General features: G+C 54.1%; 21 protein-coding genes and 1 pseudogene. 11 read left to right on the forward strand and 11 right to left on the reverse strand.

Going from position 1 to position 25,492, the window contains the following annotated elements; genetic code table 11:
• Positions 1-6 precede the first annotated feature (6 nt).
• The 11 genes from BN5935_RS12365 (at position 7) to BN5935_RS12420 (ending at position 10,909) form a co-directional block, all read left to right on the forward strand.
• Positions 7-474, forward strand: a complete 468-nt coding sequence (locus BN5935_RS12365; protein WP_064976362.1) for an IS110 family transposase — start codon at positions 7-9, stop codon at positions 472-474.
• 113 nt (positions 475-587) lie between these two features.
• Positions 588-1,241 (forward strand): hypothetical protein, encoded by a 654-nt coding sequence (locus tag BN5935_RS12370; RefSeq protein ID WP_147625832.1) that lies wholly within the window; start codon positions 588-590, stop codon positions 1,239-1,241.
• A gap of 1,636 nt (positions 1,242-2,877) precedes the next feature.
• The gene (locus tag BN5935_RS12380; RefSeq protein ID WP_064976365.1) at positions 2,878-3,351 is read left to right on the forward strand and encodes a ferritin-like domain-containing protein; all 474 of its coding nucleotides are present in this window, start codon (positions 2,878-2,880) and stop codon (positions 3,349-3,351) included.
• 83 nt (positions 3,352-3,434) lie between these two features.
• A complete protein-coding gene (locus BN5935_RS12385; RefSeq protein ID WP_064976366.1) occupies positions 3,435-3,917 on the forward strand; it encodes a ferritin in 483 nt (160 codons plus the stop codon).
• 37 nt (positions 3,918-3,954) lie between these two features.
• Positions 3,955-5,007 carry a class I fructose-bisphosphate aldolase gene (locus BN5935_RS12390; protein WP_064976367.1) on the forward strand — a complete coding sequence of 351 codons (1,053 nt, stop codon included), beginning with the start codon at positions 3,955-3,957 and terminating at the stop codon, positions 5,005-5,007.
• 66 nt (positions 5,008-5,073) lie between these two features.
• Positions 5,074-5,499 (forward strand): Hsp20/alpha crystallin family protein, encoded by a 426-nt coding sequence (locus tag BN5935_RS12395; protein WP_064976368.1) that lies wholly within the window; start codon positions 5,074-5,076, stop codon positions 5,497-5,499.
• A 74-nt stretch (positions 5,500-5,573) separates the two neighbouring features.
• Complete coding sequence (locus BN5935_RS12400; protein WP_064976369.1) at positions 5,574-6,143, forward strand: HdeD family acid-resistance protein; 570 nt, start codon at positions 5,574-5,576, stop codon at positions 6,141-6,143.
• A gap of 94 nt (positions 6,144-6,237) precedes the next feature.
• On the forward strand, positions 6,238-7,218 hold the full coding sequence (gene pfkA, locus BN5935_RS12405) for a 6-phosphofructokinase (protein WP_064976370.1): 981 nt from the start codon (positions 6,238-6,240) through the stop codon (positions 7,216-7,218).
• A 42-nt stretch (positions 7,219-7,260) separates the two neighbouring features.
• Positions 7,261-8,280 carry a magnesium/cobalt transporter CorA gene (corA, locus tag BN5935_RS12410; RefSeq protein WP_064976371.1) on the forward strand — a complete coding sequence of 340 codons (1,020 nt, stop codon included), beginning with the start codon at positions 7,261-7,263 and terminating at the stop codon, positions 8,278-8,280.
• A 4-nt stretch (positions 8,281-8,284) separates the two neighbouring features.
• Positions 8,285-10,507 carry a monovalent cation:proton antiporter family protein gene (locus tag BN5935_RS12415; RefSeq protein ID WP_064976372.1) on the forward strand — a complete coding sequence of 741 codons (2,223 nt, stop codon included), beginning with the start codon at positions 8,285-8,287 and terminating at the stop codon, positions 10,505-10,507.
• Between the two features lie 12 nt (positions 10,508-10,519).
• Entirely contained in the window at positions 10,520-10,909 is a 390-nt protein-coding gene (locus tag BN5935_RS12420) for a DUF4251 domain-containing protein (RefSeq protein WP_064976373.1), read from the forward strand.
• 30 nt (positions 10,910-10,939) lie between these two features.
• Here the strand turns inward: BN5935_RS12420 and BN5935_RS12425 are convergent, their stop codons facing one another.
• The 11 genes and pseudogenes from BN5935_RS12425 to BN5935_RS12470 all read right to left on the reverse strand — a co-directional run bounded on the left by BN5935_RS12425 (position 10,940) and on the right by BN5935_RS12470 (position 25,194).
• Positions 10,940-11,536: an aminotransferase class IV gene (locus BN5935_RS12425; protein WP_064976374.1), complete on the reverse strand. Its 597-nt coding sequence runs from the start codon at positions 11,534-11,536 to the stop codon at positions 10,940-10,942.
• The gene (locus BN5935_RS12430; protein WP_064976375.1) at positions 11,533-12,501 is read right to left on the reverse strand and encodes an aminodeoxychorismate synthase component I; all 969 of its coding nucleotides are present in this window, start codon (positions 12,499-12,501) and stop codon (positions 11,533-11,535) included. Before BN5935_RS12430 ends, BN5935_RS12425 begins: the two co-directional genes overlap by 4 nt.
• Positions 12,483-13,075, reverse strand: a pseudogene (locus BN5935_RS12435) (anthranilate synthase component II). Before BN5935_RS12435 ends, BN5935_RS12430 begins: the two are co-directional and overlap by 19 nt.
• Before the next feature lie 614 nt (positions 13,076-13,689).
• Positions 13,690-13,881, reverse strand: a complete 192-nt coding sequence (locus BN5935_RS14970) for an HU family DNA-binding protein (RefSeq protein ID WP_394330956.1) — start codon at positions 13,879-13,881, stop codon at positions 13,690-13,692.
• Between the two features lie 300 nt (positions 13,882-14,181).
• Positions 14,182-17,076 (reverse strand): hypothetical protein, encoded by a 2,895-nt coding sequence (locus BN5935_RS12440; RefSeq protein ID WP_147625833.1) that lies wholly within the window; start codon positions 17,074-17,076, stop codon positions 14,182-14,184.
• A gap of 8 nt (positions 17,077-17,084) precedes the next feature.
• Positions 17,085-19,499, reverse strand: a complete 2,415-nt coding sequence (gene fimD / locus BN5935_RS12445) for a fimbrial tip adhesin FimD (protein WP_064976377.1) — start codon at positions 19,497-19,499, stop codon at positions 17,085-17,087.
• A 10-nt stretch (positions 19,500-19,509) separates the two neighbouring features.
• On the reverse strand, positions 19,510-21,135 hold the full coding sequence (locus BN5935_RS12450) for a hypothetical protein (protein WP_064976378.1): 1,626 nt from the start codon (positions 21,133-21,135) through the stop codon (positions 19,510-19,512).
• A gap of 5 nt (positions 21,136-21,140) precedes the next feature.
• Positions 21,141-22,016, reverse strand: a complete 876-nt coding sequence (locus tag BN5935_RS12455; protein ID WP_064976379.1) for a FimB/Mfa2 family fimbrial subunit — start codon at positions 22,014-22,016, stop codon at positions 21,141-21,143.
• Between the two features lie 89 nt (positions 22,017-22,105).
• Positions 22,106-23,284 (reverse strand): hypothetical protein, encoded by a 1,179-nt coding sequence (locus tag BN5935_RS12460; RefSeq protein WP_147625834.1) that lies wholly within the window; start codon positions 23,282-23,284, stop codon positions 22,106-22,108.
• 45 nt (positions 23,285-23,329) lie between these two features.
• On the reverse strand, positions 23,330-24,598 hold the full coding sequence (locus BN5935_RS12465; RefSeq protein ID WP_064976381.1) for an OmpA family protein: 1,269 nt from the start codon (positions 24,596-24,598) through the stop codon (positions 23,330-23,332).
• 5 nt (positions 24,599-24,603) lie between these two features.
• Positions 24,604-25,194 (reverse strand): DUF3575 domain-containing protein, encoded by a 591-nt coding sequence (locus BN5935_RS12470; protein ID WP_204244913.1) that lies wholly within the window; start codon positions 25,192-25,194, stop codon positions 24,604-24,606.
• Positions 25,195-25,492: the final 298 nt, after the last annotated feature.

Raw genomic sequence — 25,492 nt, forward strand, 5'->3', positions numbered from 1 at the left:
ACTGCCTTGAAATCGGAAATCAAGAAAATAGAAGCGGCTATCAAGCATATAATTAACACCAGCCCAGACCTTAAAACCTCTTTCAAATTGGTGACCTCGCTGAAAGGCGTAAGTCTTATCGTGGGAACATACATGATCGTATATACCTGTAACTTTACCAAATTTGCAAACTGGCGTAAATTCGCCTGCTACTGCGGCATAGCACCGTTCGGCCATCAGTCCGGGGTCAGTGTCAAAGGCCCCGCGCAAGTAAGTCCCATCGCCAATAAACAACTGAAACGATTACTCCATTTAGCGGCGGTAAGTGCAGCTTCGCACGATCCGGAGCTGCGCGAATATTACATCCGCAGGCAGTCGGAAGGAAAATCGAAGATGAGCACGCTCAACATAATCCGCAACAAAATCGTTGCCAGAGCATTCGCCATTGTAAAACGAGGGACTCCGTATGTGAATATCAGACAATATGCAGCTTAATAAGAATATGTCCATATAACTATTAATATTAATACATTGACCATCCGCACCATTTAATAACAATCTTCCGACAGCAAAATTTTCCCTGCTTTTTTCTTGCTTTTGAACTTAGGATGCTACCCTCTGATGAGGGTAAAGACCTGCCGCCGAAAATCCGGGCCGAAGATTCTGATAAGTGGCTGGCGGGAGTTCTGGCGCCGGGGAGTTTTCCGATGCAATATTACGATGATTTTCAAAGTGTCCCGCCCGAACGTTTCGCACCCAAGCGGTTCAGCATTATGCTGGCATCGGGGATTCCACAGCCGGAAGCCAACTCCTATCTGCTCAATCCCAACGGCAAGGCCGGCATCCTGATTCCGGTGAGCCGCGCCAACACCTACTCGCGGCAAGAGGGGCTGGGCGAGGTACTCGGGAACAATACCGCTTTCGGGGTTCGCATGGTGTGGAACGAGCAGCCGGGAACAGGCTCGGGGTCGAATATCCGGATGGTGAAAGCCGCCGGACGAGGACGGACGGGTTATATTCTGGTGCTGCCGGGCACGATGAGCGGCAATGCCGTCGTCGCGGCAACCGACGCGGCCGGGAAGATACTCTGGAGCTGGCATCTGTGGGTGACGACCTATTCGCCCGACACGAATCAAGGCTGGATGGACCGTCACCTGGGAGCCATGGCCAACAGCAAGGAGGCGGGCAGCGCCGCGTTCGGGTTGCTCTACCAATGGGGACGCAAAGACCCGTTCCCGTCGACCTCGGCCGGGCTCTACTAGGGCGACGAGGCGACCGGAGAGCTGTTCCCGGGCAGTTACAAGTCCACTACGCAATATACCTTGCAGCAGAGCGTGGAGAATTCCCACATCCGCGTACAGCACGGTACGAACGGGTTGAAAGATGCCGGAAACAGCACGTCCCACTGGTCCGATCTGTGGGGCGGTGAGATCGTCAGCAAGGATGCCGTTTCCGCCACACCGACCCGCAAATCCGTATTCGATCCGTGTCCTGCGGGCTGGAAGGTTCCCTCATTCGGCGATGAGGGATGGGGTACAGGGACCACACGCCCCTCGAGTTCAGCCCACGATAAGTATGGCGATTACCTTCCAGACAAGGGAGGCTGGTATCCCATTACCGGTCAGCTGCTCGGAAATAGCACGGCATTCGGCCATACGGATGAGGGGTACTGCTGGACTTCCTCGGTACGGCCGTCGGACCCGGCGCCCTATTACCTGGTGATACGTTATAAATTCCCAAATCACCTGGTCATCAACCCGATGTACAACAGGGGCACGGGCATGTCCGTCCGATGCGTATGCGACAAGTAAACGATCGCAAGGCTTTACCCGAAGGTAAAGCCTTGTTTCATATACCCCCCCCCTTACCAAATGTTCTTCCCCGGAGGAAGAGTGTTTTCACCCAACCGAAACCCGACCGTCGCTCTGCTGTATATGAGCGGCAAAACAAGGGAGCCGGTCGAATATCTCGATCGGCTCCATCCATTTAACGGAGAAAACAAATCATTTTTTCGCAGTTCGGCGCTTTTTCTTCAACCACTGGTAATAGCCCGTAAGCGGAAGGCTCAACCTGTATGATGCCTACCTTCAACAGCGAACGGCCGAATAATCGGCCTGCAACCTTTGAAATAAGATAAGGAAACAGTATTCAGAGAATGCAACAGATTGGACGATCCAATCTGTTGCATTTTTATTTTCAGGAGTGAGGCAACGACAGGCAAAAGTTCTGCTCGGGCTTACTGTATTGAAGATCAGCGTCAGATAATAAATGGACGAGAAATAATCCCATTCTTCTTTTATTTGTTTATTCCGGAATTTTCCATAATTTTGTATCACTCTTTGTTTCGGCAGGGAGCAAGGTTGCGTTGAATATTATTATCCAGGTTCAGGAAATCCCCGTTTCTTTACACTACGATGGATAATACATAGGCAAAGCCTTTGCTATATCTGTATTATATCCTATCCATCCATATAATATAGGTAAAGCGTGGGGCTTTATGTATTACTTGTAGTGAGTATGGGGATACTTCTGAACAGTAATACTAAAGCTCCCACGCTAACCTTATTAAAATTAATGCAACCCACGGGAGCAGGTTGCACTGATTTTAGTTGTATGGAAGTCCGAATTCCGAAAAAAGAAATTGTTCTCTCTTCCGTTTGCAGGCCGTTCAACGGCCATCCGTCTCCGTCGGTGACGGATCTCATCAGCCCTTTTCGCCTTTTCTTGCGAAAAGTCAGGCCTTATTCTACAACATTTGTGCCAGATCGAAACATGCTGTTTTATCCGCTTGTGAGGCCTCTCCGAAAGGATGAATGGCTCGGCAAAGAGCGACAAAATGGCAGAGACGGGCATGTCATGACAAATCCACGATTCATAATCCCCTAATCCCATAAAAATATGAACGAACAGATTGAAAATACCCTGAACGAACTGATAAATACCGAAATATGGTCCTCCAACCGGTATTTGTCGCTGCAAATCCATTTTGAACGGCAACAACTTCCAATTCTCTCTTTCTGGCTGAACATGCAGGCCCGCAGCGGTATAGAGCGAATCTGCCGGATGACAAGCCTGATTTACCGGCAGGGAGGGCGTGTGACAATCCGGGAAGCGACACACAACGCCAGAGAATGGGGTACGACCATAGAGGCGCTGGACCGTATGATCGAACACGAGAACTATATGGACGGGCAGGTGGCATCACTACTGAAACTCACCGAGATGGAAGATACGGATATCTCGCAGCAAATCCATCAGATATATTCCCAGCGGTTCTATGTGACCAGTATCTTTACAGAGATGCTCCGCATTTTCGGAGAGGAGAGCCGGCGCAGACTACCCTTTAGCGACAAATTAGTGCATCTTGAATAAAGACCGCATTTTTAAATAGCCAACAAATATCCGAAACACGAATGGAGTTTCATGCATATTAAACACATTAACCCCAAACACCCATGATGACAGAAAAATTGCAAGATGCCCTAAACAGGCAAATCATTGCAGAACTATGGTCTGCAAACCTCTACCTCTCGATGTCGTTTTATTTCAGGAAACAGGGATTCGACGGATTCGCACACTGGATGAAAGAACAGTCCCGCGAGGAGACCGAACATGCCTGCATGTTCGCCGATTATCTGATCAAACGCGGCGGGCGGAATCCGACGCTGACGAAAGTCGACGAAGTACCGCAAAGCTGGGATTCTCCGCTGGATGCGTTCCGGCATGTCTACGGACACGAATGCGAAGTATCGGAGATGATCGACAGACTGATGCAAACGGCCATCGAGGAGAAGGACAACGCAACTCAGGAGTTCCTCTGGCATTTTGTCCGGGAACAGGTCGAAGAGGAAGCCACGGCCGAATCTATCGCAGAGAAGATTCGGATGGCCGGGGACGCCGGCGTTCTTTTTCTCGATGCAAAACTGGGCGAACGTTAAGCCTGCAACATGGTTAAACGAATAAAATGAAATCATCATGAAAAGCATTGCAGATATTTTGGACGAGGATGCCGTTTACTACCTCGACTACCAATGCAAAACCATCGACAAGAAGTCGTTGTACCTGCCGGGGCCCGACACCGTGGACCGCATCTGGACGGATTCCGACCGCAACATCCGCACGCTGGGCAATCTCCAGCGGATTCTCTCGCACGGGCGTCTGGGCGGCACGGGCTATGTCTCGATCCTGCCCGTGGATCAGGGCGTCGAGCACTCCGCAGGGGCCTCGTTCGCCCCGAATCCCGCCTATTTCGATCCGGAGAACATCGTCAGACTGGCCCTCGAGGGCGGCTGCAACGCCGTGGCTTCGACTTTCGGCGTACTCGGGTCCGTGGCACGGAAATATGCGCACAAGATTCCGTTCATCGTCAAAATCAACCACAACGAGCTGCTCTCCTACCCCAACACCTATGACCAGGTGATGTTCGGAAACGTGAGGGAGGCCTGGAACATGGGCGCCGCCGCCGTGGGGGCGACGATCTATTTCGGCTCGGAGCAGAGCCGCCGGCAGTTGGTCGAGATCGCCCGCGCCTTCGACGAGGCCCACGGACTGGGCATGGCGACGATCCTGTGGTGCTACCTGCGCAACGAGGGTTTCAAAAAGGAGGGTGTCGACTACCACGCTTCGGCCGACCTGACGGGGCAGGCCGACCATCTGGGCGTGACGATCAAGGCCGACATCGTGAAGCAGAAACTCCCGTCGAACAACGGCGGGTTCCGGGCCGTCGGGTTCGGCAAGACCAGCGACAAGGTCTACACGGAGCTGACCTCCGACCACCCCATCGACCTCTGCCGCTATCAGGTGGCCAACGGGTATATGGGCCGCGTGGGGCTTATCAATTCGGGCGGCGAGTCGCACGGGGAGTCCGATCTGAAGGAGGCCGTCACGACGGCCGTCATCAACAAACGCGCCGGCGGCATGGGCCTCATCAGCGGCCGCAAGGCTTTCCAGCGCCCGATGAAGGAGGGAATCGAACTGCTCAACGCCATTCAGGACGTATATCTCGACCCCTCGATAACAATAGCTTGATATCCAAAAAACGATTGGCCAATCGTATCGTTCACTAATTTATTAACTGTTCAAAACAAAAGTATCATGTTACCTGCAAGAAAAAATCAGGACTGGCTGCCGAGCATCTTCAACGATTTCTTCGGCAACGAATGGCTTGTGAAGCCGAATTTCTCGACTCCGGCGATCAACGTCGTCGAAACCGAAAAGGAGTACCGGGTTGAGGTTGCGGCTCCCGGTATGACCAAAGACGACTTCAAGATCAATCTGGACGATGAGAACAACCTGACCATCAATGTAGAAAAGAAGGAAGAGAAAAAAGAGGAAAAGAAGGAAAAACACTTTCTGCGTCGCGAATTCTCCTATACGAAATTCCAACAGTCCATCGCCCTGCCCGACAATACGGAAAAGGAGAAAATCTCCGCCAAAGTCGAACATGGCGTACTCACGATCGAAATACCCAAGAAACAGGGTTCGGAAAAGAAGGTATCCCGAACGATCGATGTAAAATAATACCCGGGAGCGTCCTTCCTTTTCGTTGGGTTAGTTACAGGTGTCGGGAAGGGCGCTCCCCTCTTTGAAACAATATGGAAAGAGAAATCAAGATCGAATCGGGCGACGGCGAGATCAGATATTGGTGGGTCTCGCTGCTGGTGGGCCTGCTGAGTGTCGCCGTCGGTATCTGGTGTATCGCCACACCGGAGGAATCGCTCATGGCCCTGACCTCGCTCTTCATATGCGTACTGATCGCCGCGGGCATTTGCAACGTCGCTTTTGCGGCGTTGAACGACCGCCACAGCACCGGATGGGGCTGGACGCTGACACGCGGCATTCTCGAACTGTTGCTGGGAATCTGGCTGCTGGCGCTCCCACTGCCTGTTGTGGCGGAAACATTGGTGGTGCTGATCGGGTTCTGGGTATTGTTCTATGCCGTCATCGGAATCGGAGAAGCGTGCGAACTGCAGCAGTTCGGTGTCCGCGGCTGGGGATGGTTGCTCGCATGCAGCATCCTGTGCCTGATATTATCGTTCGTCTACCTGGTGACACCGGTTTACGGAGGTTTTTTCATCGTCCTCTATGCCGGCCTGTCCTTCCTCTTTTACGGAATATTCCGGATTGCATTCGCCTTTATCCTGCGCCGCCTGGGCCGAGGATGACAAAGCTAACGGAATTCCGCATGTAAAAATCAAATTTGTTTGCCTACATACCTCTCCCGCGTGGGGAGGTATGTTTTCAAAGCGATCATCAATAATGAATAAAGAGCAATTCATAGGCGTCCTGACCTCCGGAGGCGACGCCTCGGGCATGAATGCGGCAATCCGGGCGGTGACGCGCAGCGCCATTTTCAATGGATTCCGGGTAAAAGGTATTTATCGCGGTTACGAAGGGTTAATCAACGGTGAAGTACGGGAACTCACCACAGAGGATGTCAGCAGCATCATTCAACGCGGCGGCACGATCCTCAAAACGGCCCGTTCGCCGCGTTTCACAACTCCCGAGGGGCGCAGACAGGCATGGGAAACGATACGACAGGAAGAGATCGGTGCGTTGGTCATCATCGGCGGCGACGGATCGTTACGCGGCGCACGCATCTTCGCCGAAGAGTACGACCTGCCCTGCATCGGGCTTCCGGGGACGATCGACAATGATCTCTGCGGGACGGATGTCACGATCGGATACGATACGGCGCTGAATACGATCGTCGAATGCGTGGACAAAATCCGCGACACGGCCACATCGCACGATCGCATCTTTTTCGTCGAGGTCATGGGACGCGATGCCGGATTTTTGGCACAATACAGCGCAATCGCTTCCGGGGCCGAAGCGGCAATCATCCCCGAGGACCGAACGGATGTCGACCAGCTTGAACATTTCATCGGACGGGGAATCCGGAAAACGAAAAACAGCAGCATCGTAATTGTTTCAGAAAGTCCGAAGGACGGCGGAGCCATGCACTATGCCGAACGGGTGTGCAAGGAGTATCCCGAATACGAAGTACGGGTCACCATTTTGGGACACCTGCAGCGAGGCGGAGCACCGAGTGCCTCGGATCGCATACTCTCCAGCCGTCTGGGGGTTGCGTCAGTCACGGCACTGCTGGAAGGTCAGCGCAATGTCATGATCGGCATTCGCAACGGGGAAACTGTCTACGTTCCCTTCATCGAAGCGATCCGTCGAGATAAACCATTAGATAAAAGGTTGGTGGAAATTCTCGATGAATTGTCGATCTAAAGGGACTAATGCTCTATCTTTGCAGGACAAAAGGAGTATCGCATGAAAAACAACCTGCTGACCGAACAACTGGTCTACAATGGCGAGAGCCGCACGAAAACCCATATACACCTCATCGCCTACACCCGCGAAACGGTTCATGAAACGGTGTGCGACAATTTTACCGATGAAATATCGAAGGCAGACCCTGCGGCCAAACTGTGGATAAGGGTTCACGGGCTGGAAGACACGGAGTGCATCAACGCGCTCTGTACCCATTTCGGCATCGACTTCCTCGTCGTACAGGACATCCTGAACGTCAACCACCCGAGTAAGGTAGAAGAGTACGACAAATTCAATTTTCTCGTTTCCCGAATCTTCGAAGGCGACAGAATCACACAGATCAGGCTGATCCAGGGCGGAAATTTCGTTATGAGTTTCACGGACAACGAGTCGACGCTTCTCAACGACGTGCAGCAGGCCTTGCAACACAACGTGCTGAAAATACGCACGCGAGCCTCCGATTATCTTTTCTCGGTGATGATCAACGATCTGGTGTCGAACTACATATCCGTAGCCATGTCGATCGGCGACGATCTGGACGATCTGGAGACAGAACTCATCGCCGCTTCGGATAATCGGGACATTGGCGGCCGACTGCAGATACACCGGCGCCGGTACATGGAACTCAAACGCACAATCATTCCGCTGAAAGATCAGTATCCGCGGTTGCTGCATACGGATTCGACGCTCATCCATGCAGCCAACAAGCCGTTCCTCAACGATGTCAACGACCATTTGCTGAACGTAACCCAACTGATAGACAGCTGCCGCGAAACGCTCTCGTCGCTCATGGATCTTTACGTCTCGAACAACGACCTGCGGATGAACGACATTATGAAACGGCTGACGATCGTTTCCACCATTTTTATTCCGCTAACTTTTCTGGTCGGAGTCTGGGGTATGAATTTCAAATACATGCCCGAACTGGAATGGGAGCACGGCTATATCACGGCGTGGATCGTCATGGTCGCAGTCGGGATCGCGGCCTATCTGATTTTCAAAACGAAAAAATGGCGCTAACCCCATGTCTGACATCTCACCTCTGATTTCCGACCTGGCCTTTATATTAATAATAGCCGGATTCGTCACGATCCTCTTCCGCTGGATCAAACAACCCGTCATCCTCGGATATATCGTGGCCGGCATCATGGCCGGGCCACATGTATCCTTTCTCCCGACGGTTTCCGACCCTGCAAACATCAAGATATGGGGTGACATCGGCATTATTTTCCTGCTCTTCTCCATGGGGCTGGGTTTCTCGTTCCGCAAATTGATGAACGTCGGCATCACGGCGCTTGTCACCACGGTCGTAATCGTATGCGGGATGATGTTTCTGGGTTATACGGCCGGCAATGCCATGGGATTCTCGCACATGAGCAGTATCTTCCTCGGCGGTATGCTCTCCATGTCATCCACGGCCATCGTCTACAAAGCGTTCGGCGACATGGGACTGCTGCAGCAGAAGTTTACCGGTATCGTTCTGGGCATTCTGGTCGTCGAGGACCTTGTGGCCGTCGTCATGTTAGTCGTGCTCTCCACACTGGGTATCAGCAAACATTTCGAGGAAGGCGCCATGCTGGAGAGCGTGCTGAAACTGGCCGCTTTTCTCATCTTCTGGTTCGCACTGGGTATCTACCTTATCCCAACAGCATTCCGGAAATTTCAACGTTTTCTCAGCGACGAGATTCTGCTGATCGTCTCGTTAGCGCTCTGTTTAGGCATGGTCATGATCGCCACCAAAGCCGGATTCTCGGCGGCCCTCGGGGCTTTCGTCATGGGATCGTTGCTGGCAGAAACAGCCGAATCCGACCGGATCGGTCAGCTCGTGCAGCCCGTCAAGGATCTCTTCGCCGCTGTTTTCTTCGTTTCGGTAGGCATGATGGTCGATCCGATCGTCATCTGGCAGTATATCTTCCCGATCCTCATCCTGACGCTATTGGTGCTGGGCGGGCAGGTGTTGTTCGGGAGCTTCGGAGTGCTGCTCTCGGGACAGCCTCTGAAGATAGCCGTCCAGTCGGGCTTCTCGCTGACCCAAGTCGGCGAGTTCGCTTTCATCATCGCGTCCCTCGGCGTCAGCCTACATGTGACGGACAATTCGCTCTATCCCGTAATCGTAGCCGTATCGGTAATCACAACCTTCCTGACACCTTACATGATCCGGTGTTCCGACCCGGCTTACCGCATCGTGGAACGGTATCTGCCGATGACGATGAAAGAATTTCTGGTCCGCTACTCGTCAGGGACGATGACTGTCCATCACCAGAGCTTGTGGACGCATCTTCTGAAATCGATGTTCATCCCGGTGGGAATCTATCTGGTCATCTGTATCTTCTTCGCCACACTCTTCTTCAGTTATATCCAACCGCTGATCCTGGAACACCTGCCGGGCGTGAAAGGCAACATGGTGGGCTTTGCAATCATCTTTCCCGTTATCGCCCCGCTGCTGTGGGCTGTCATAGTTCGAAAGAACCATTCCCCCGAGTTCCGCAAACTCTGGGCAGACAGCAAGTTCAACCGCGGTTCGCTGGTTTCGCTGGTACTCATCAAGATCATCCTCTGCATTGCGGTCATAATGGGCGTCCTGGTCCGTCTGTTCAACGTAGCACTCGGTGCCGGAGTAGTTCTCTCGACCGTAATCGTCGGAGCCATCTATTTCTCGAAGTGGGTCCGGCGACGGTCCACCTCGATCGAAGATCGCTTCCTGAAGAATTTTCAAGGCGATAAGAACAGCCCTGCGCGCACGGTGCTGAACGGTGCCATGCCGTTCGCCAACCTGCACATGACCGACATTACAATCTCCCCCGATTCGCCCTGTGTCGGTCAGACCTTGCAAGACCTGTGCATCCGGACAAAATTTCAGGTGAACGTCATCTCCATCGTGCGCGGTAATCAGCGAATCGATATCCCCGACGGTACGGAACATCTCTATCCTCACGACCGGATCACACTCGCGGGAACCGACGAACAGCTCGAACGTTTCAAATGTTCCCTGCAACCCGCCGGAGAGCAGAAACCGAAGATCGACAGGGCTGACGAGGAACCGATGCGGATCATGCAATTGAGCCTCGACAGTTGTTCGCCGCTGGTAAACCGGTCGATCCGCGAAGTTGCACTTCAGAACTGCATCGTACTGGGTATCGAACGAAACGGAAAAAATCTGATGAATCCTGAACCGGAAACCGTTTTCCGGGAAAATGACATGATATGGCTCGTCGGGAAACAACGGGCCGTTGAATCGTTAAATTAAAAACAAACTGCAATGAAAAAAATCATCTTAATCGCCCTGATAGCCATGTGCGCCGGTACGAGCAACGCACAGGAACCCAAAAACGCGACCCACAAACAACTCCGGGCCGAACAGGAGGCAGCCTTCGACATCCCGGCCTGCGGCCCCGACGGATCGGGCGGCATTACCGTCACTGGCAGAATTTCTGATTTCGAGCAGAGTATCGACAGGCGGGGAAACCTCTACATCCCAATAAATGTCATGGGCACGGACATTTCGGTTCAGGAGCAGATCAGCCTGCCACGCGGCAGTAGCTCTGCCTCCGTCGACATTCTACCCAATTTTAACTCCAACCGGCATTCGTTAAGCGGCGTACTGCTTCCGCTCTGCAAAGCGCACCTCTTTCAGGGCAGATCATTCTAACCCGTCGGAGCGCTTCGCAGATAGCGTCCCTTACAGACGAACCAATGCTGCCGTAGCGACCTTCGGGGCCTCCTTCAGATCGGTCATGGCGTTGATGAACCGTACATTCAGATAGTCCCCGAGCTCTTGCGCCTCGATTCGCCGGGCGGCGATCAGGCCCCGCTCCAGCAGTTCCTGCCGTTTCGTCCCGGCCAGCAGCGGACCGGCCGGCGTAAAAAGTCCGTCGGCAGACTCGAACACGAGATTGAAAGCCGAGGCATCCGTCACCAGACCGCGGCGGACAATGACGATCTCGTCGCACCCCGAATCGCGCAGCAGTATATTCAATCGGCTCCGATCCGTATATTTGTAGGAGTAGTCGATGGCATCGTCCCGGATTACTCCTACTTTTTCGATCCGTCGCCGTACATAAGGAATGTACTCGACCTTCCCGATGTCGCGGCCATATACGACCCGGCACTTGAACAACCCCTGCCGTACCTCTTCGGGGATTGAATTCGGCAAACCGGAGAGGCTCGGACACGTCCCGAAAAAATGTCCGGCCGTGCGGTCGACCCGAGCCTGATGATAGGCAAGGTTGTGCAATCGTCCCTGCTCGAGCCTTATGGCTTCGCTGAAGGTCGTCATAGGAATGGCAGATAGATTTTTTTCAACACCTCGTCGTACTCTTCCTCAGGCCGGCTCATCACGGTTATTCCGCCGCCACTGCGGAAATACATACCGCCGTCCGTCTGTTCGATATAGCGTATCATCACGGCGCTGTCCAACTCCCGGCCGTCGAAATAACCGAAGACTCCGGTATAAAATCCCCGCGGCCGTTCCTCAGCCCGTCGGATCAGTTCCAACGTCGAGCGCTTGGGAGCGCCCGATACGGAGCCCGCCGGCAACATCCGGAACAGGATGTCGCCCATGCGGGAGAAACTGTCCTCGGGCAGCGTCCCGACGATCTCCGAACTGACCTGCAAAATATCTCCCCGGTTCGTCCGCAGGGTGTCTATATAGCGGAAACGTTTGACTTCGACCCGCTCGGCAACCATGCCCAGATCATTGCGGAGCAGGTCTACGACGGTATAGTGTTCCGCCGTCTCCTTGGGATCGGCGAGAATGGCCTGTGCGGCATCGGGGATTGAGGCGTCGATGGTTCCCTTCATCGGATTGGTCGAGATACGTCCATCGGCTATGCGAACGAAACGCTCCGGCGAAAAACAGGCGAAGCGCCCCGGCACATAGAGGCAATAAGGGGCATCGCTGTGCAGAATCACCTCCTGCAGCGGAACAGACAGGGCGAGAGGTGTCCGGAGCGTCAGGTTCGCCAGAAACGAATCGCCGCGTTGCAATCCCTGCATCACTACGTCGAAGCGCGACAGATAGACCTCATAGGGTTCGGGGCTAGCTTCGAAAGTTCCGCGTTCCGCAGGTACTTTTGTTTTCGGAATGTTCGAACCGGCCGGAACCCGGAACAGCAGCTCGTGCTGCGCGGCCGGATCGTCCAGAAAGATACCCTCCGTCATTTCAAAATCGACGGCAAAAAGAAACGGCGTCCGCCGTCTGCCGGCGTCGTTCATCCGGATTCTCACTTCTTCGGCTCGCATACGTCGGAATTCAGAAAATTACGGATAATACCGCCCCCGCACTCCGTCATATAGGATTCGGGGTGGAACTGCACGCCATACACGGCGTATCGTACATGCTCGATGGCCATGACGCGGCCTCGCCGTCCCATGCCGTAGCTTTCAGATCGGGCGGCAAGGTCTCTCCGTCCATCATCCACGAATGATAACGCCCGACAGCGACCGTCGGAGGCAGCCCTCGGAATATCCGGGAAGAAGTGTCGAGCCGCACGCGGCTCCTCACGCCGTGAAGCGGATGTTCGAGATTGCATAGCTCTGCACCGAACGCCTCGGCGATAGCCTGATGCCCTAAGCAGACACCGAGGATCGGAATCCGCCCCGCAGCCGTCCTCACCACATCAAGCAGGGTTCCCGCCTCGGAGGGGACGCCGGGCCCCGGAGAGAGCAGGATGCGGTCGTAATCGCCGACCTCCATCGCTGAAATACGATCGTTGGGCACGACAGCGATGCGATCCGCCGATTCGCACACTTCGCGGACCAGATGCAACAGGTTATAGGTGAACGAATCGTAATTGTCGATCAGCAACAACTGCATAGGATACTTGTTATTGATGACAAATATACGATATTTCAATCAAATGTCCGATTGCACTCCTGCTATTATGCGTCAACGATTCGAAAAGAAACATTCTGCGATCAAGGAGCCATTGCAGATCGTATAAATGGTATAGCATCGAAAAAATTCAAAGTATTCCACTTGAATATTCCGATGCTAATACGACTCCTGCCGGGTTACTACCTGTGGCAGATTAATCCAAAACCAGATAACCCTACCGTCAGGTGTATAAAGATTCGTTATATCCCCGCTGAGCAAACCTCCGTCACCCAAGACGACATAATATCCCTGACCGTCCAGACAATACCCCTCCCTCAGGGATTACCAGAGGACCGTCCAGAGCGCTCCAGTCGATATGCGTATACAAATAAATCGTATTGCCTGTTCCGCAATAACGTTTAAGCGCTTCCCCATCGATCGGTTCCTGCTGCAGTAATTCCAAAAGCGCCTCCGTGTCTTCCTGCGTGTACACTCCGGCACGGCTATGGGTTATCGACTCCTCAGCATATGTTATGGGTTATTCAGTTTTCCGACAAGAAAAGTCAAGGCCCGAAAGAGAATAAATTCTTCGGGCCTCATTGCTGTTATATTGATTATTTGACAGCATCACATAAGTCGGGAGACGGCTTGAATGCCGGGATGTCATGCGCAGGGACAACTATTGTCGTATTCTTCGAGATGTTACGAGCCGTATTTTCCTTGCGATACTTGATTGCAAAAGTTCCGTATGTGGTACACAACATAACGGCACCTTTATCACTGTTATTTCTTATGCAGGAACTAATCAAAATGTCGCAAGTGAATCAATGAACGGAGAACTTGCATTGTTTTTAATCTGCAGCTTTGGGTATCGACAAAACGCCACATTTTATCGGTTCTCGCGTCTGACTTGCAATGTTCTTACTATGACCGCCATGCGCAGTCTATCGCACTAATATGCCGATATCTGGCTTTGCAACGACAGCCGATGACAAGTATGCACGACAAGCCCCCTCCCCTCAAAAAGTGAGCTTCATGTCCGCATAAACAGTGAAAGGTCGGATAGGTTCAAAACCGGATCGCAGGCCGGACGCAAAAAATGTTTTCTACTCTGTAACCGCAACGAGTCCGATATTCGGGTTCGAAGCAAGTTCAGAAAGTGTAAAACCACTGCCATCAGCCCCCATCCAAATATAGATACCGGCATCTTCCCCCGAATCTATCCGATAATACATCCGCAATTTCGTCTGCGACCAAGTAAAGGCGTATTCGCTACGCAGGCGCAGTGAATAACGACCTTCTTCAGTCATCGTTATCGCACCGATACGCGTACCGTCCATACGCTCGAAAACGACAAACTCTCCGGCCTGAACCGGCTTCGGCGTATTAAAATTATCACGCATATAGGTTAGTCCCCCCGCCATGCGGTTATTCTCGATGGTAATTTCCTCTTCTACAAAACGAATCGCCTCGTCATCCGTATAGATGCGCGCCGTGCTCTCGCTGACGATCGAGCGGGTGACGAACGGAATCCGGATGGTGCCCAACGATGCGTCGGCCGCTACGGTATAGGCAAAACGACCCGTCTCAACTTCCGCGATCTCGGCCGGGTGATTGTCAGGCAGGCGAAGTGTCGGAGCGTCGATATAGCAAACAAACTCCCGACCTATAGGGGTCACCTCCTGTTCTCCGGCTCCGGAACGGCTCGCCAGGGTGAAGGTAACCTCCACGTCTGTACCGCTATCAGCATAGTCGAATGCGACCTTCCCGTCTTGCGAATCTCCGACTGTAAAACCGAACGAAAAAGGATCGTACGACGCCAATTCGAACGAGGTCGATTTGTAGACGTGTATCGGAGAGGTTCCCTCGGCAGAAGTTCCGGCCACACGGACCGTCTCCTCGAAACGCGCCGTGCGGGTCTTGAGTTGCGCACTGAGCGTGACCGAATTATCGGAGTAGCGGTCCGGATCCGGCTCGAAAAGCAGCACGCGGCCCGAACTGCCCGTATCTTCATCGGTGATCTCGCTAAGCCACCCGTCAGCCTGACGCCACCTGCCATCGGATTGCAACTCCCCTGTCGGGTCGAGGCTCTCCGTGCAGATCAGGAACTGATTGTCGGCAGAAATACCCTGCGGCAGAGTGAACGAGACAGTAACGGCCTCGTCCTTCTTAGGCGCTGCGAGCATGTATTTCACCCGATTGTATTCGCCCATATTTTCAAGTGTGATGGCGCCACCCGAGTTGAGCGTATAAGTAAAGGTCTTCTCGACCGGAGCAAAATACTGGTTTTCGACAACGATGTGGTCTGAGAGATTATCCGGGTCGGCATTGAGCGCCGTGCGGAAATAGACGCGGCAACGGTGCGATTGCTCGAGCACATCGCGCGTAATGGTGTAGACGTATTTGAAATCATGCTCTTTGTCATCTCTTCCCCATGCCGGATCGAGCGCCCCGTCAGCTTTCAGATAGTCTTGCCGGAACACCGTCCGCAGGTTCTGTAATGCAGGGTCAGGAGTGATATGATTGGCCGAAATCAGCACGTCAATCGGCAGCAGCTCCTCGGGAAAATCGTCGGGAATGGTAAACAACAGAACGACCTCCTGTCCTCCCGCTTCGCCCGAAGTCGCACCGTCGACATTCGTCGAGGCCCAACAGGGTACGAACTTGAACTGCGAGACGGCCAGTAAACGGATCGTCCGCTGCAGTTTTCCGGATTTGATCATCAGTTCGCCCCAACGCTGTTCGCCCGGTCCCACGGGCAGCAGCGTAAAACTGATTGTCCCCACCCCGCCGAAGAACTGATAGCCCGACAAGTCATCGGTACTGGATATATTGTTACTGAGCCAGCGCACTTCGGGACGCTCCGTCGCGTTGCACCGGAAGGTGACCGATCTCTGCCCGGACACACTCTGTCCGGAAAATACGACGAAGGTCTTGTCGACGGTGAGCGTCGTCGTCCCGTCGGAAACCGAGGGAATCTCCTGCTCGACCGAAATCCAGACATTGTTGACCGGGGGTGCCGTCTTGGCCTCGGCGAACGAACGGACACCTCCTTCGAGACGCTCTTTCACCACGATGCGGTAGTGATGGTTGCGTACGATCGGCAACGGTTCCTGCGTCGTATTGTCAAGCAGCAACACCCGGTAATAAAGCTCCTCCGTATCACCGGCATTGCGCCCCTTCACCACGACATACATCTGGTCATCCGAGGCATTGGCATATTCGAAAACGAACTCGTCCGAAGTCCCGAGCAGCTCTTCGGGATCGGTGCATTTGCTCAGGTCGCGGGGCAGCGTTACGAAGAATGACTCGCGGGTCCAGAGGAACGAGCGCTCGGAGGTGTCATAGGGCGCCACCGTGCCGAACGAATTCTGATTGCAAACAGCAAAGCCCGTCACGGTAAAAGGCACATTGACAGTCTCTCCGCCGACCTCGACGCTCCCCTGCGCAAAGGAAATCTTTGCCATGTTACGCACCAGTATCACCGGGTTCTTGAGCGTTGCGACCAAATCTCCATCGGAAGGGGTATTGCCGTCACCGAACTGTACGCTCGACACCCGTCCCCAGTAGACTACTCGTGCCGAAGTAGAGAGCAGTTCCAATACCACGCTATTTTCGTGGCGTCCCCGGTTGGCTGCGTCGTTAAACGACGATTCGAGATTCTGATTCGCCAGAAAATGGATGATTTGCGTTCGACTCGGCACATCCGCAGAAAGCGTTCCAGACAACTGGTCAGCTTGGACGTCGAGTTCCGAAGGCGTTACACGGGAGAGAAAAAGACCGTCACGGTCGAAGCAGAGCAGTGTCATCGACTGGATTCCGAGACCGTCGGGATCGACGCTGCGCGTCGTGACGACCGGCATGTCGGGGACCGTCACAGCGATCTCGACATGCAACACGTCACCGGGCACAGCCTCCGGAACAACCTCCACGGGCGTTTGCGTACAGGATATGCAGGCCAAAGCCAGCAACGATACAATATATGTCGCAATTCGTTTCATAATCCCGATTATTTACCCACCTCGCCCCGGTAATGGTCGCGCACGCAGCGGATGCCTGTCCCAGTCATATCTACCTGATTACCGTCCACATCTACGGTATAACCCGTGCCAATATTCTTAACCTCACCACCAGCCGACCAATAGTTGGGACGATCAAGCACAATATCCATTGCCTCCGATCCTGTTTGGAATTTACCGATGATTTCCAATTCAGCTTTGGTTGGCAGTCGCCAGTCATCGTAATAGATCAGCGCGTTGTCACTGGGGTTCTCCCGATCCTTGTAAACCGCTTCAACATATTTAGCGCAATGATCTGCTGCTGCATCCAATATATTCTCAGTGATAAGCGATCCGTTTGCGACCATTCCCAACTGTGAAGCAATCATAAACGAAGGCGAAACCAACTTTTGATTATCCTCACGCCCGTCGGTCACATCGTAAGTCACGCCTCCGGAAGTATATGTTGTCATTCGGGGACGGCCGAGCACATATTCACCAGAGGTCGAGGTTATTCTCACATGGTAAATATGCGAATTCGATCGTTTGGTATTATTTCCACCCAACCAAGATTTAGCGGTCCATCCACTAACAACTAGTCCCCAACCGTAATTGTTGATACTCCCCAAACCTGTTGTTTCCGAATAATCCTGCAACACTTTCGAAACGAAAAGTACTCCATCGACATCATCACCCTCTTCATTTGCAGTCCAGGGCGTATAAGAATAGTCCAGACTCCAAGTATTATCCTGCCCTGATCTGAGCCGAACAAGAACACGATCAGAAAATTTATAAAAAATCGGAGGGAAAAGTTGCCCTTCTAACCAGCCACAATGTTGGAGCCAATGTGTAACCTGATTGTTTTTATAGTGATTCGTAAAATCATCCCGGTAAGAGAAATACCCCAGCGAATTGGTGATGTAGACCAATGGATACTGCTCGATATGTAGCGGTTGGCTTTGTCCTGTTTGATTGGTAACCGTCACCTCAATATAACGGATGGCGTTATTGTCAGGCGACTTGCCCAGCACCTCGATCACACCTGCAACGCCCGTGTCCGTCGACGGCCTGACCGAAATGCCTGCATCAGCCACCTGCGAGGAAGTAAGCTGTGTCTCGAGACCGAACTTGTTATAATAATATACCTTGTCAACCGTCACCGTCACGGGCGACGACGACGAGAAACCGACCGAATGGTCCTCAGCCACATAGTCCGCCCCGGCGCCCTCGGGCGTCATGTCATCCATGCGCAAGTCGTTGGTTGTCAAAAAGAGGAACTGCGGGCTGTCGCCCGTATCAACGACGATATCATTCGTCACCCAATCCTCGGTCTTGAAAACGACATCCTTGAGTTCTTTGGCGTTGTCGATCTCCGTGCCGCCCAGTCCGCTGAAGGTAATTGTCGTGGTATAGATGCGGTTGCGCAACAACCGGTGGCTGTCGTTACGACTATTGTTGAGCGGAATCGCATAATAATTGTTGGTCCGCAGCTCCCATGCGTCGTCCGGAGCCTCCTTTTTTCGGTAGCGCAACGGCAGTTGCACCAGCACGCGGGGTTCGGTCGTATAGGAATCGTCGCCCGACCAGTCATTCGCATAGGCATAGAGCGTCACCGCGGCACAGCGATTCCCTCCGTATGTTCCATATTCGACCCCGACGGTCGTCAGCGACGCCGGTGTATAGAGCTTCGGCGAGAAAGTTCTCAACTCTTCGTCCGACGGCGGGACCAAATACGTTTCACAGGGAATATTGGCCGGAAGACGGCGCACGCCATTGTCGTTTGTCTCGTCGTTTTCGTCATAGGCCAGTTCGTAAACCACCCCCTCAGAACTCTCCCCCGTACGCAGGTTCAAAACGATCTTGGCGGCGGCACGCGACAACACAATATTCAACTCCTTGTCCTCCCGGCTTTCTGTACTGTCGTTGAGTTTTTCTCCCGACAAATGTCCTTCCATCAGAAAGGTAGCGGGGACGTTCTCCCGCTCGGTAAGTCCCGTGGCATAAACGTACATGTTGTACAGCGTCTTGTTTTTCAGGGTCGTGAAATGCTCCACATCGGCAAGGTCATCCCCCGGATAATTGGCAAAAAGATAGATGTCGTAAGCGGCGTCGGAATCGAAATGCGACTTACGGACACTCAGCGGAAAACGTTCGGCAGGCGTGGCTATCTCCTGATAATGGACACACACGCCTTTGTCGTCGAAGATCAGCAGGTCGAGATGCGTGACGCTGTTCTCGACCTCCGTGCCCGCAGCACGGGTCGCGGCGGATTTCGCTCCCGTTCCGTTCCGGGAGGTCCCGACCTGCAGCCAGATCGCGTCACTGCCGGGTATGTCCGGCAGCGGATCGGCAGCCGGATCGTCGGCACAAGCCGCCCCACAAAGCAGCATGGCTAAAAGCAACAATATGTCAATAGGGCGTTTCATCGTTCAAAAATCAGCTATTTTCGCCTTGTGTGATTTTGATATAGGGCAAATAATCCGATCCCAGTTCATCGTCGTAAGGGAAGAGGTCATTCCGATTGATCTGCAGCTTCATATTCGGAAGGCTCCACAACCGGGAAGTAACCGTCAGGAAAGCCACAGGCGGTTCGGTCTTACCTGTGGCAGGGGTCCAATACTCCTCCAATCCGTGCACAGCCGTAATACAGATCGTGTACCACTGTTCGCCAGGTCCCACCGGGAGAGAGCTTTTGTCCACACTGGCAAGGTCTTTCACATCGAACGGCGTCTCCTCAGGGTAAACGGCGATCTTATAAGCCGCAGCATTGCCAAGCAGCGAAGGCATCCACGAAATACCTTTCGTCATCGACATCCGGAAACGGACTGCACCTGCAAGGCTGTATGCATCTTGGGTATGGTGTACCTCGGTCTTATAATTCAGCTCCGCATTGCCTAAAGCAAGAGGATAGGCCCGGAACTCATAGGTCGGATAATCGAAATCCAACTCCACATTCCCGGTTTCGATCCACTCCCCAATTTCATAATTCACATAGACCAGACCGTCGTAAGGCACATAACACCAGATGCGATAGCGGGTATTGCGCGACGTCGGCGGCAGGTATACCGATTTCACCGACTTGCCGCCATCGATGCTGTAAACAATCTGCAGTTCATAACCCAGTTCATGCCCCGCGGCATTCGTATCCGACGACCCGAACGGATTGTCGAAACAATAATAATCCTTCTCAGCCGTGAGATTGGCATAGGCGTCGTGGTCATTCCGTTCCGCGGCTACCGCCTCGACAGGGACCGGAGCGCTGGTTGCCGACCCAACGACATAGAAAGGCGAGGTAATGCTATGCGGAATTTGCTCCAGCAACGCCCGCCGTTCCGCTTCGTCGTCGGGCAGGAAAGCATAGCTGTAATTACACAGCCCCCGAGGTTGTATGCTCACCGAATGTATCTTAAGTTCGTAAGGTGTTTCGCTCTGCTCCTTGGCGAAATACATCTCCAGACGCCCCACACAGCGCACCAACGAAAATTCGAGAGCATCGGTCAGCAGATGATGCCCGTCATGGCCCGGAGCGCTGCTGTCCCTGACATTGCGCGGGTCGATCCGGCGCGTTGCCCGCAGTGTCAGCGGCACGGCATGCGGATCGCCCGAACCCGGATGTATCTCTTCGAAAGTATATTTGTCGAGGTCCACGCGGCGCATCTCCTTCCGGAAAAAGTTCGAACCGTTGTTTCCGTCCGAATTGTGGAACTCATCCTCATTGGCGATCAGGTAGAAGGTGACGTCGCACGGGTCCGTATAAGAGTAGAGTTCCAGATCCATCAGGAACCGAATATGACCGTCGGGGAACTCCTTCTGCGTATCGGCGATCCGGCAGCTGCCGATCTGGCGTTTCCCCAGAAAGGCATAGACCCACAGGGCATGAATCTCCTCACCGGCAACAGCCGTCCCTTCATCGGCACTCCCCGCAGCGATATTCATCGTGACGGTCACCCCCGCCTCCGATCCGGCGCCGGGGCCGGATTCCGGCTCCGAGCAGGCCGCAACAAACAATGCGACTCCGAGCAGGGCCCCGGCAAAACCAACAGAATGGAAGAGCTTCAGCATGACGTTCAGATTTCAGGTTTTACATCCTCGATATACCAGTCGGGGACAGAGACTTCCACCCCTATGTCCTTGAACCGGAAAGAGACGGGGATCAGTACCTCATGCTTCGACAGGTCTATTTCATCGTGTTCGGCAAGGAACTCGGGCAGGTTAACCGCAGCCAGGCGTCCGCCGTCCGCATCGAGCAGTTCGATCCCGGTGTCGTCACCGATACGGCGCATGATGTTGAACCGGGAAAACACCCGGCCGCTCCGGGCATCGTAGGGTGAGGTTTGCAAATGGTAGGTCATCGGGTCGCCGCAGGCACGGTTCTCGAAGTCCGTCGCCGGACATACGCCGTGCATCTTGAACACAGGCGTCACCGCCGCGGGATCAAACCCCGCAACCTCCACATATATCTTATAATGCGAACTTGCGAAACGCGCCGTCTGGCGTCCCGAGCGTCCGCGGGCGATCGTAATATCGGTCGCAGCATAATAGAGCGAGTCGTTCGAAGCGATCTCTCCGCCTTCGAACCAGGCAGGATCGGCAAAACGCATCTCGTCGCAACCGCACCCTTCGGGGTCGGTCGTTTTCGTGTCGTGGGGATTCCCCAGGCAAATGACCCGGTAATCACCCTCGGGATAATCGTTGGAAAACCGCACCGTGCATGCCGCGATCTCGGCATCGGTGGCCGGACGCAGATCGACGCAGAGGTCCTCTCCGTCGAAAACATACAGCATCACATGGCAGATCTTCTCGTGAAAGACCTCGTCCGAACCGTCCCCCGTGTAACTCAGCTCCAGGCTGAAACCCCTGTCGCACTTGCTCAGGTCCTCCGAAATACATCCGGCACAAAGAAGGGACAGCAGCGAAAGGAGAAATATCCGCGGTTTATCCATCGTGAATGTGTTTATGTTTTCGTGTGTTTTGAAAAACGGGAGACCGGCCCGGCAAAAGCGCCGGTCTCCCGCAAAGAAATAAGATGCGATCAGTCGCCGAATTCGGGATTCTCTACATCTAGAATCTCCCAGTTCTGCACAGTGACACTAACCTCCACGCAGAGCACCTGATTATCGAGCATCGTCACCTTGTCCTGGTTGAACGAGATATCCTCGATCTTGTAAATCTTACCGGGCGCAAGAGTCATCGAGCCACCCTCGGCAAAGTTCACGATCTTGATATAGGCCTTCGGAGAAACGGGCACCGGAGCACCCTCCGGCAGATCCTGCATCGGCGTGCTATTGAATTGCAGCGTGATCTCCGGCTTGTCGCCCGGCATCACGTTATAGGCATAGACTTTTTCCATGGAAGCCGAATTCCCGGAAGCAGCGATCAGGTCCGTATTCGGCAAAGCATCGTACATCCATGTCGGAGTGGGGGAAGTATCGCCAGTAGCCGGGAAACCGGTCGCATTGGCATTCGTGTAAACCCGCTCTCCCGACTCGCCGCCGCCCAACTTGCAGGCTTCGTACAAGCCGTTCAGACCCACATTCGCCATGGTGAACGCTGAGTAAACGAACTTACCCTCCGCCATCTCGGAGGTAATGGTCAAATTACCGCCGATCTCGATGCGCGACAGCACCGGAACCAGATCCAGGCTCACTTTGTACCAGGCAATCTTGTCATCACCATGATCAACGTCAGCCGGGTGATTAGCAGCCTCGTCCGGCACAAGATTCGCCGCAACACTAATCAGGGGCACTTCGGTCTGCAGTTTTTTCGACTGATAGTCCGCCAACGTGAGTTCGGTGGCTTTCAACGCAGTGATCGTGGCGGGTGTAGCCGACGGCAGAAGGTCTCCGTAGTTGGCTACGGCGATAGCCTGCGTGGCACTCGGATTAATCCCGTGGAATACGGCCTTCTGAGCCGTGAGCTGCGCCTCGTCGAATTGCCCGGTCTCGACGATATTGCCGTCGGCATCAGCAAAGAACACCGTGATCGATTTCAGCTCGATCGCCGTACCGGCATCCTGCGTAAATCCAGTCTCAGCAGCGCGCGTTCCCTTGCCGGCGGCCTGCGCGGCTGCCGAGCCGGAGTTGCGGAGCGAGATGGTCACGGACATTCCCTGTCCACTCTCGGGACCCTCGGCCCCGGTTTCACCGTCCTTACTGCAGGCAACAAACGCCAGGGCTGCCAGGGCGGAAACGAATAGTTTGTTAAGTTTCATAAAAAAGATGAATTAAATGGATAATAGAGTGACTTATATAGTTCGTTATCGGATCTGTTCCAGATTTTCCCGGGCCTCTTCATGCCCTGCCGCGACGGCCTTTTCGAACCACTCGGCGGCCTCGTCCTCCTCCTCGAGCATCATGTGACAGACCCCAACGGCATTGTAGGCGCGCGGGTCGTCCCCGATCCCTTCGAGCAGGCGCAGCGCTTCGGCGTAACGCCCTTCGCGGATCAGACCGTGGGCCTCGTTGATCTTCGTCGCGGCGGTATCCTCCAGCACGTCGTAATAGACCGAGATATAGCAGGCGTTGCGCAGCAACGGGTAAAACTCCCGGAGCATATAGCGATATGTGTCGCCGCCGTGCAGGGCCATCAGGCGGCTTTTGCGTCCCTGTTCTACGGGAATCGAGTCGATCACGGCCAGCACCTCTTCGCGGCCGGGCATCTGCGATTCGGCGACCATGCGCCGCAGTCCGTCCCAGTTCTCGACGCCGTTCACCAGCCGGAACTGTTCCCCGGAAAGTTCAGGAACGGCCTGCCGGAGATAATTTTCAAGCGCTTCGGCCCGTCCTTCGGCCAGCCGTTCGTTGAAGTCGATACGTCCCTCGGGCGAGGCGAAACCGTAGATCTCGATCTCCGAAAGACGCCGGTCCCGGCGCGCCAGCAACCCGCGCAGCGCTTCCACGATTTCGTCCAGCGTCCGCCGGTTCCCATAAAGGTTCGCATCCAGCTCCATGCGCGATACGCGGAAATCGACCTTCATTTCCCGCTCCCGGAACTCCCAGCGGCGATGGACATCCACCACTTCAAAATGCTGCGGATCGGCCCCGACAGCCTTCATTTCGGGAACAGGCGGCACATAGACCGGAATATTTTCAGCCACAGGCAGCACAGCACGTTCCCTGCAGCGGTCACACCCCACTATCTCGCACCGATAGGAGAGCGTCGCCGAACGCATCCAGCGCTCATAGGGGATTTCGGCCGCATAGGCGATCGACGAGCCGTGGAGCAGCTGCCGCGGTCCGGGCTGCCAGTCGCGTTCACGATACAGCAGCAGGCGATCCTGACGCTCCCGGCGCAACGACGTGCGGCTGAATACCTCAAAAGGCTCCAGCCACGCCGTATCCGTCCCATTCACGAGGCAAGGCGTACATACAATCCGATAAGGTCCCCGCACGGCTCCCTTGTCGGCACGCACGTCGAAACGCACTTCCACGTTGCGACGGACCTTGGCGATCCGTTCATTCGTGAGATACACTTGTGCCCGAAGTGCCACGGGAGCAAGCGCCAACAACAGCAACATCCTTCTCATGGGTCTCATTTTATCCGGTAAATCAGCGTAATACCCGCTTTGGTGGGCGTAAAGAGATGTTTCGACTGCCGCCCGAGATAATCGCCGCAGGTCACACAGTCGTATTTCCTGTAATCAGTATAGACATATCCCAGGCCGATGGTCGCTTCGAGATTCCAGCGGCGGCCCAGCACCCACGAATAGCCATAGGAGAGTCCGAGCCCGGTAGCCCACCCCTGATAGCGGCTGCCGCGGGTTCCGGAATGAAACGGGATGCCGACCCCGCTGATATTATAGTAGGTATAACCCGTATGCAAGCCAAAGAAATGGCCGCGAAAGCTCTCGCAGAGCCAGTAGCGGAATTCAGGCATCACCAGCACATGCCGGACCTTACGGTTCTCCGCACGGTTCAGCGTCCAAGGATTGTAGCCGAACGACACATCGAGTGTCGTCCGGTCCCCCAAGCCGAATTCGGCCCCCACGTTAGGCGTGGATGTCGCCCAATAGAGCAGGTTGGTCTTCACTGCAACCTGCTGTGCCGCAACGCCCGTCGTTCCTCCCCACCAGATGATTCCCACGAACAAAAGCAGCTGACGCAAAAGCTGTTTTCCTTTCATAATCCAGTTTCAGTTCCGACATGCATACCGCCCGGGAGCGACTGCCCGGCAACAAAAAAGCATACGAAACCCTATCCGAACCGAAAACCGGTCCGGATAGGGTTTTTATATCAAAAAGGAATGCTTTCCGCCTATGCAGCGAGGGGGGGGGAAATCCGAACTTCAGAACGCCATTCACCCGCCGGACAAACACCCGGCAGGCCGACCGGAACGGTCGGGATTACCCTATTTGCATGTAGTGTCATAACGTATTGGCAAATATACAAGATATTTTTTATTTCCCAAAATGAGGGGGGGG

It is taken from the genome of Alistipes provencensis, assembly GCF_900083545.1.
Taxonomy (GTDB): domain Bacteria; phylum Bacteroidota; class Bacteroidia; order Bacteroidales; family Rikenellaceae; genus Alistipes; species Alistipes provencensis.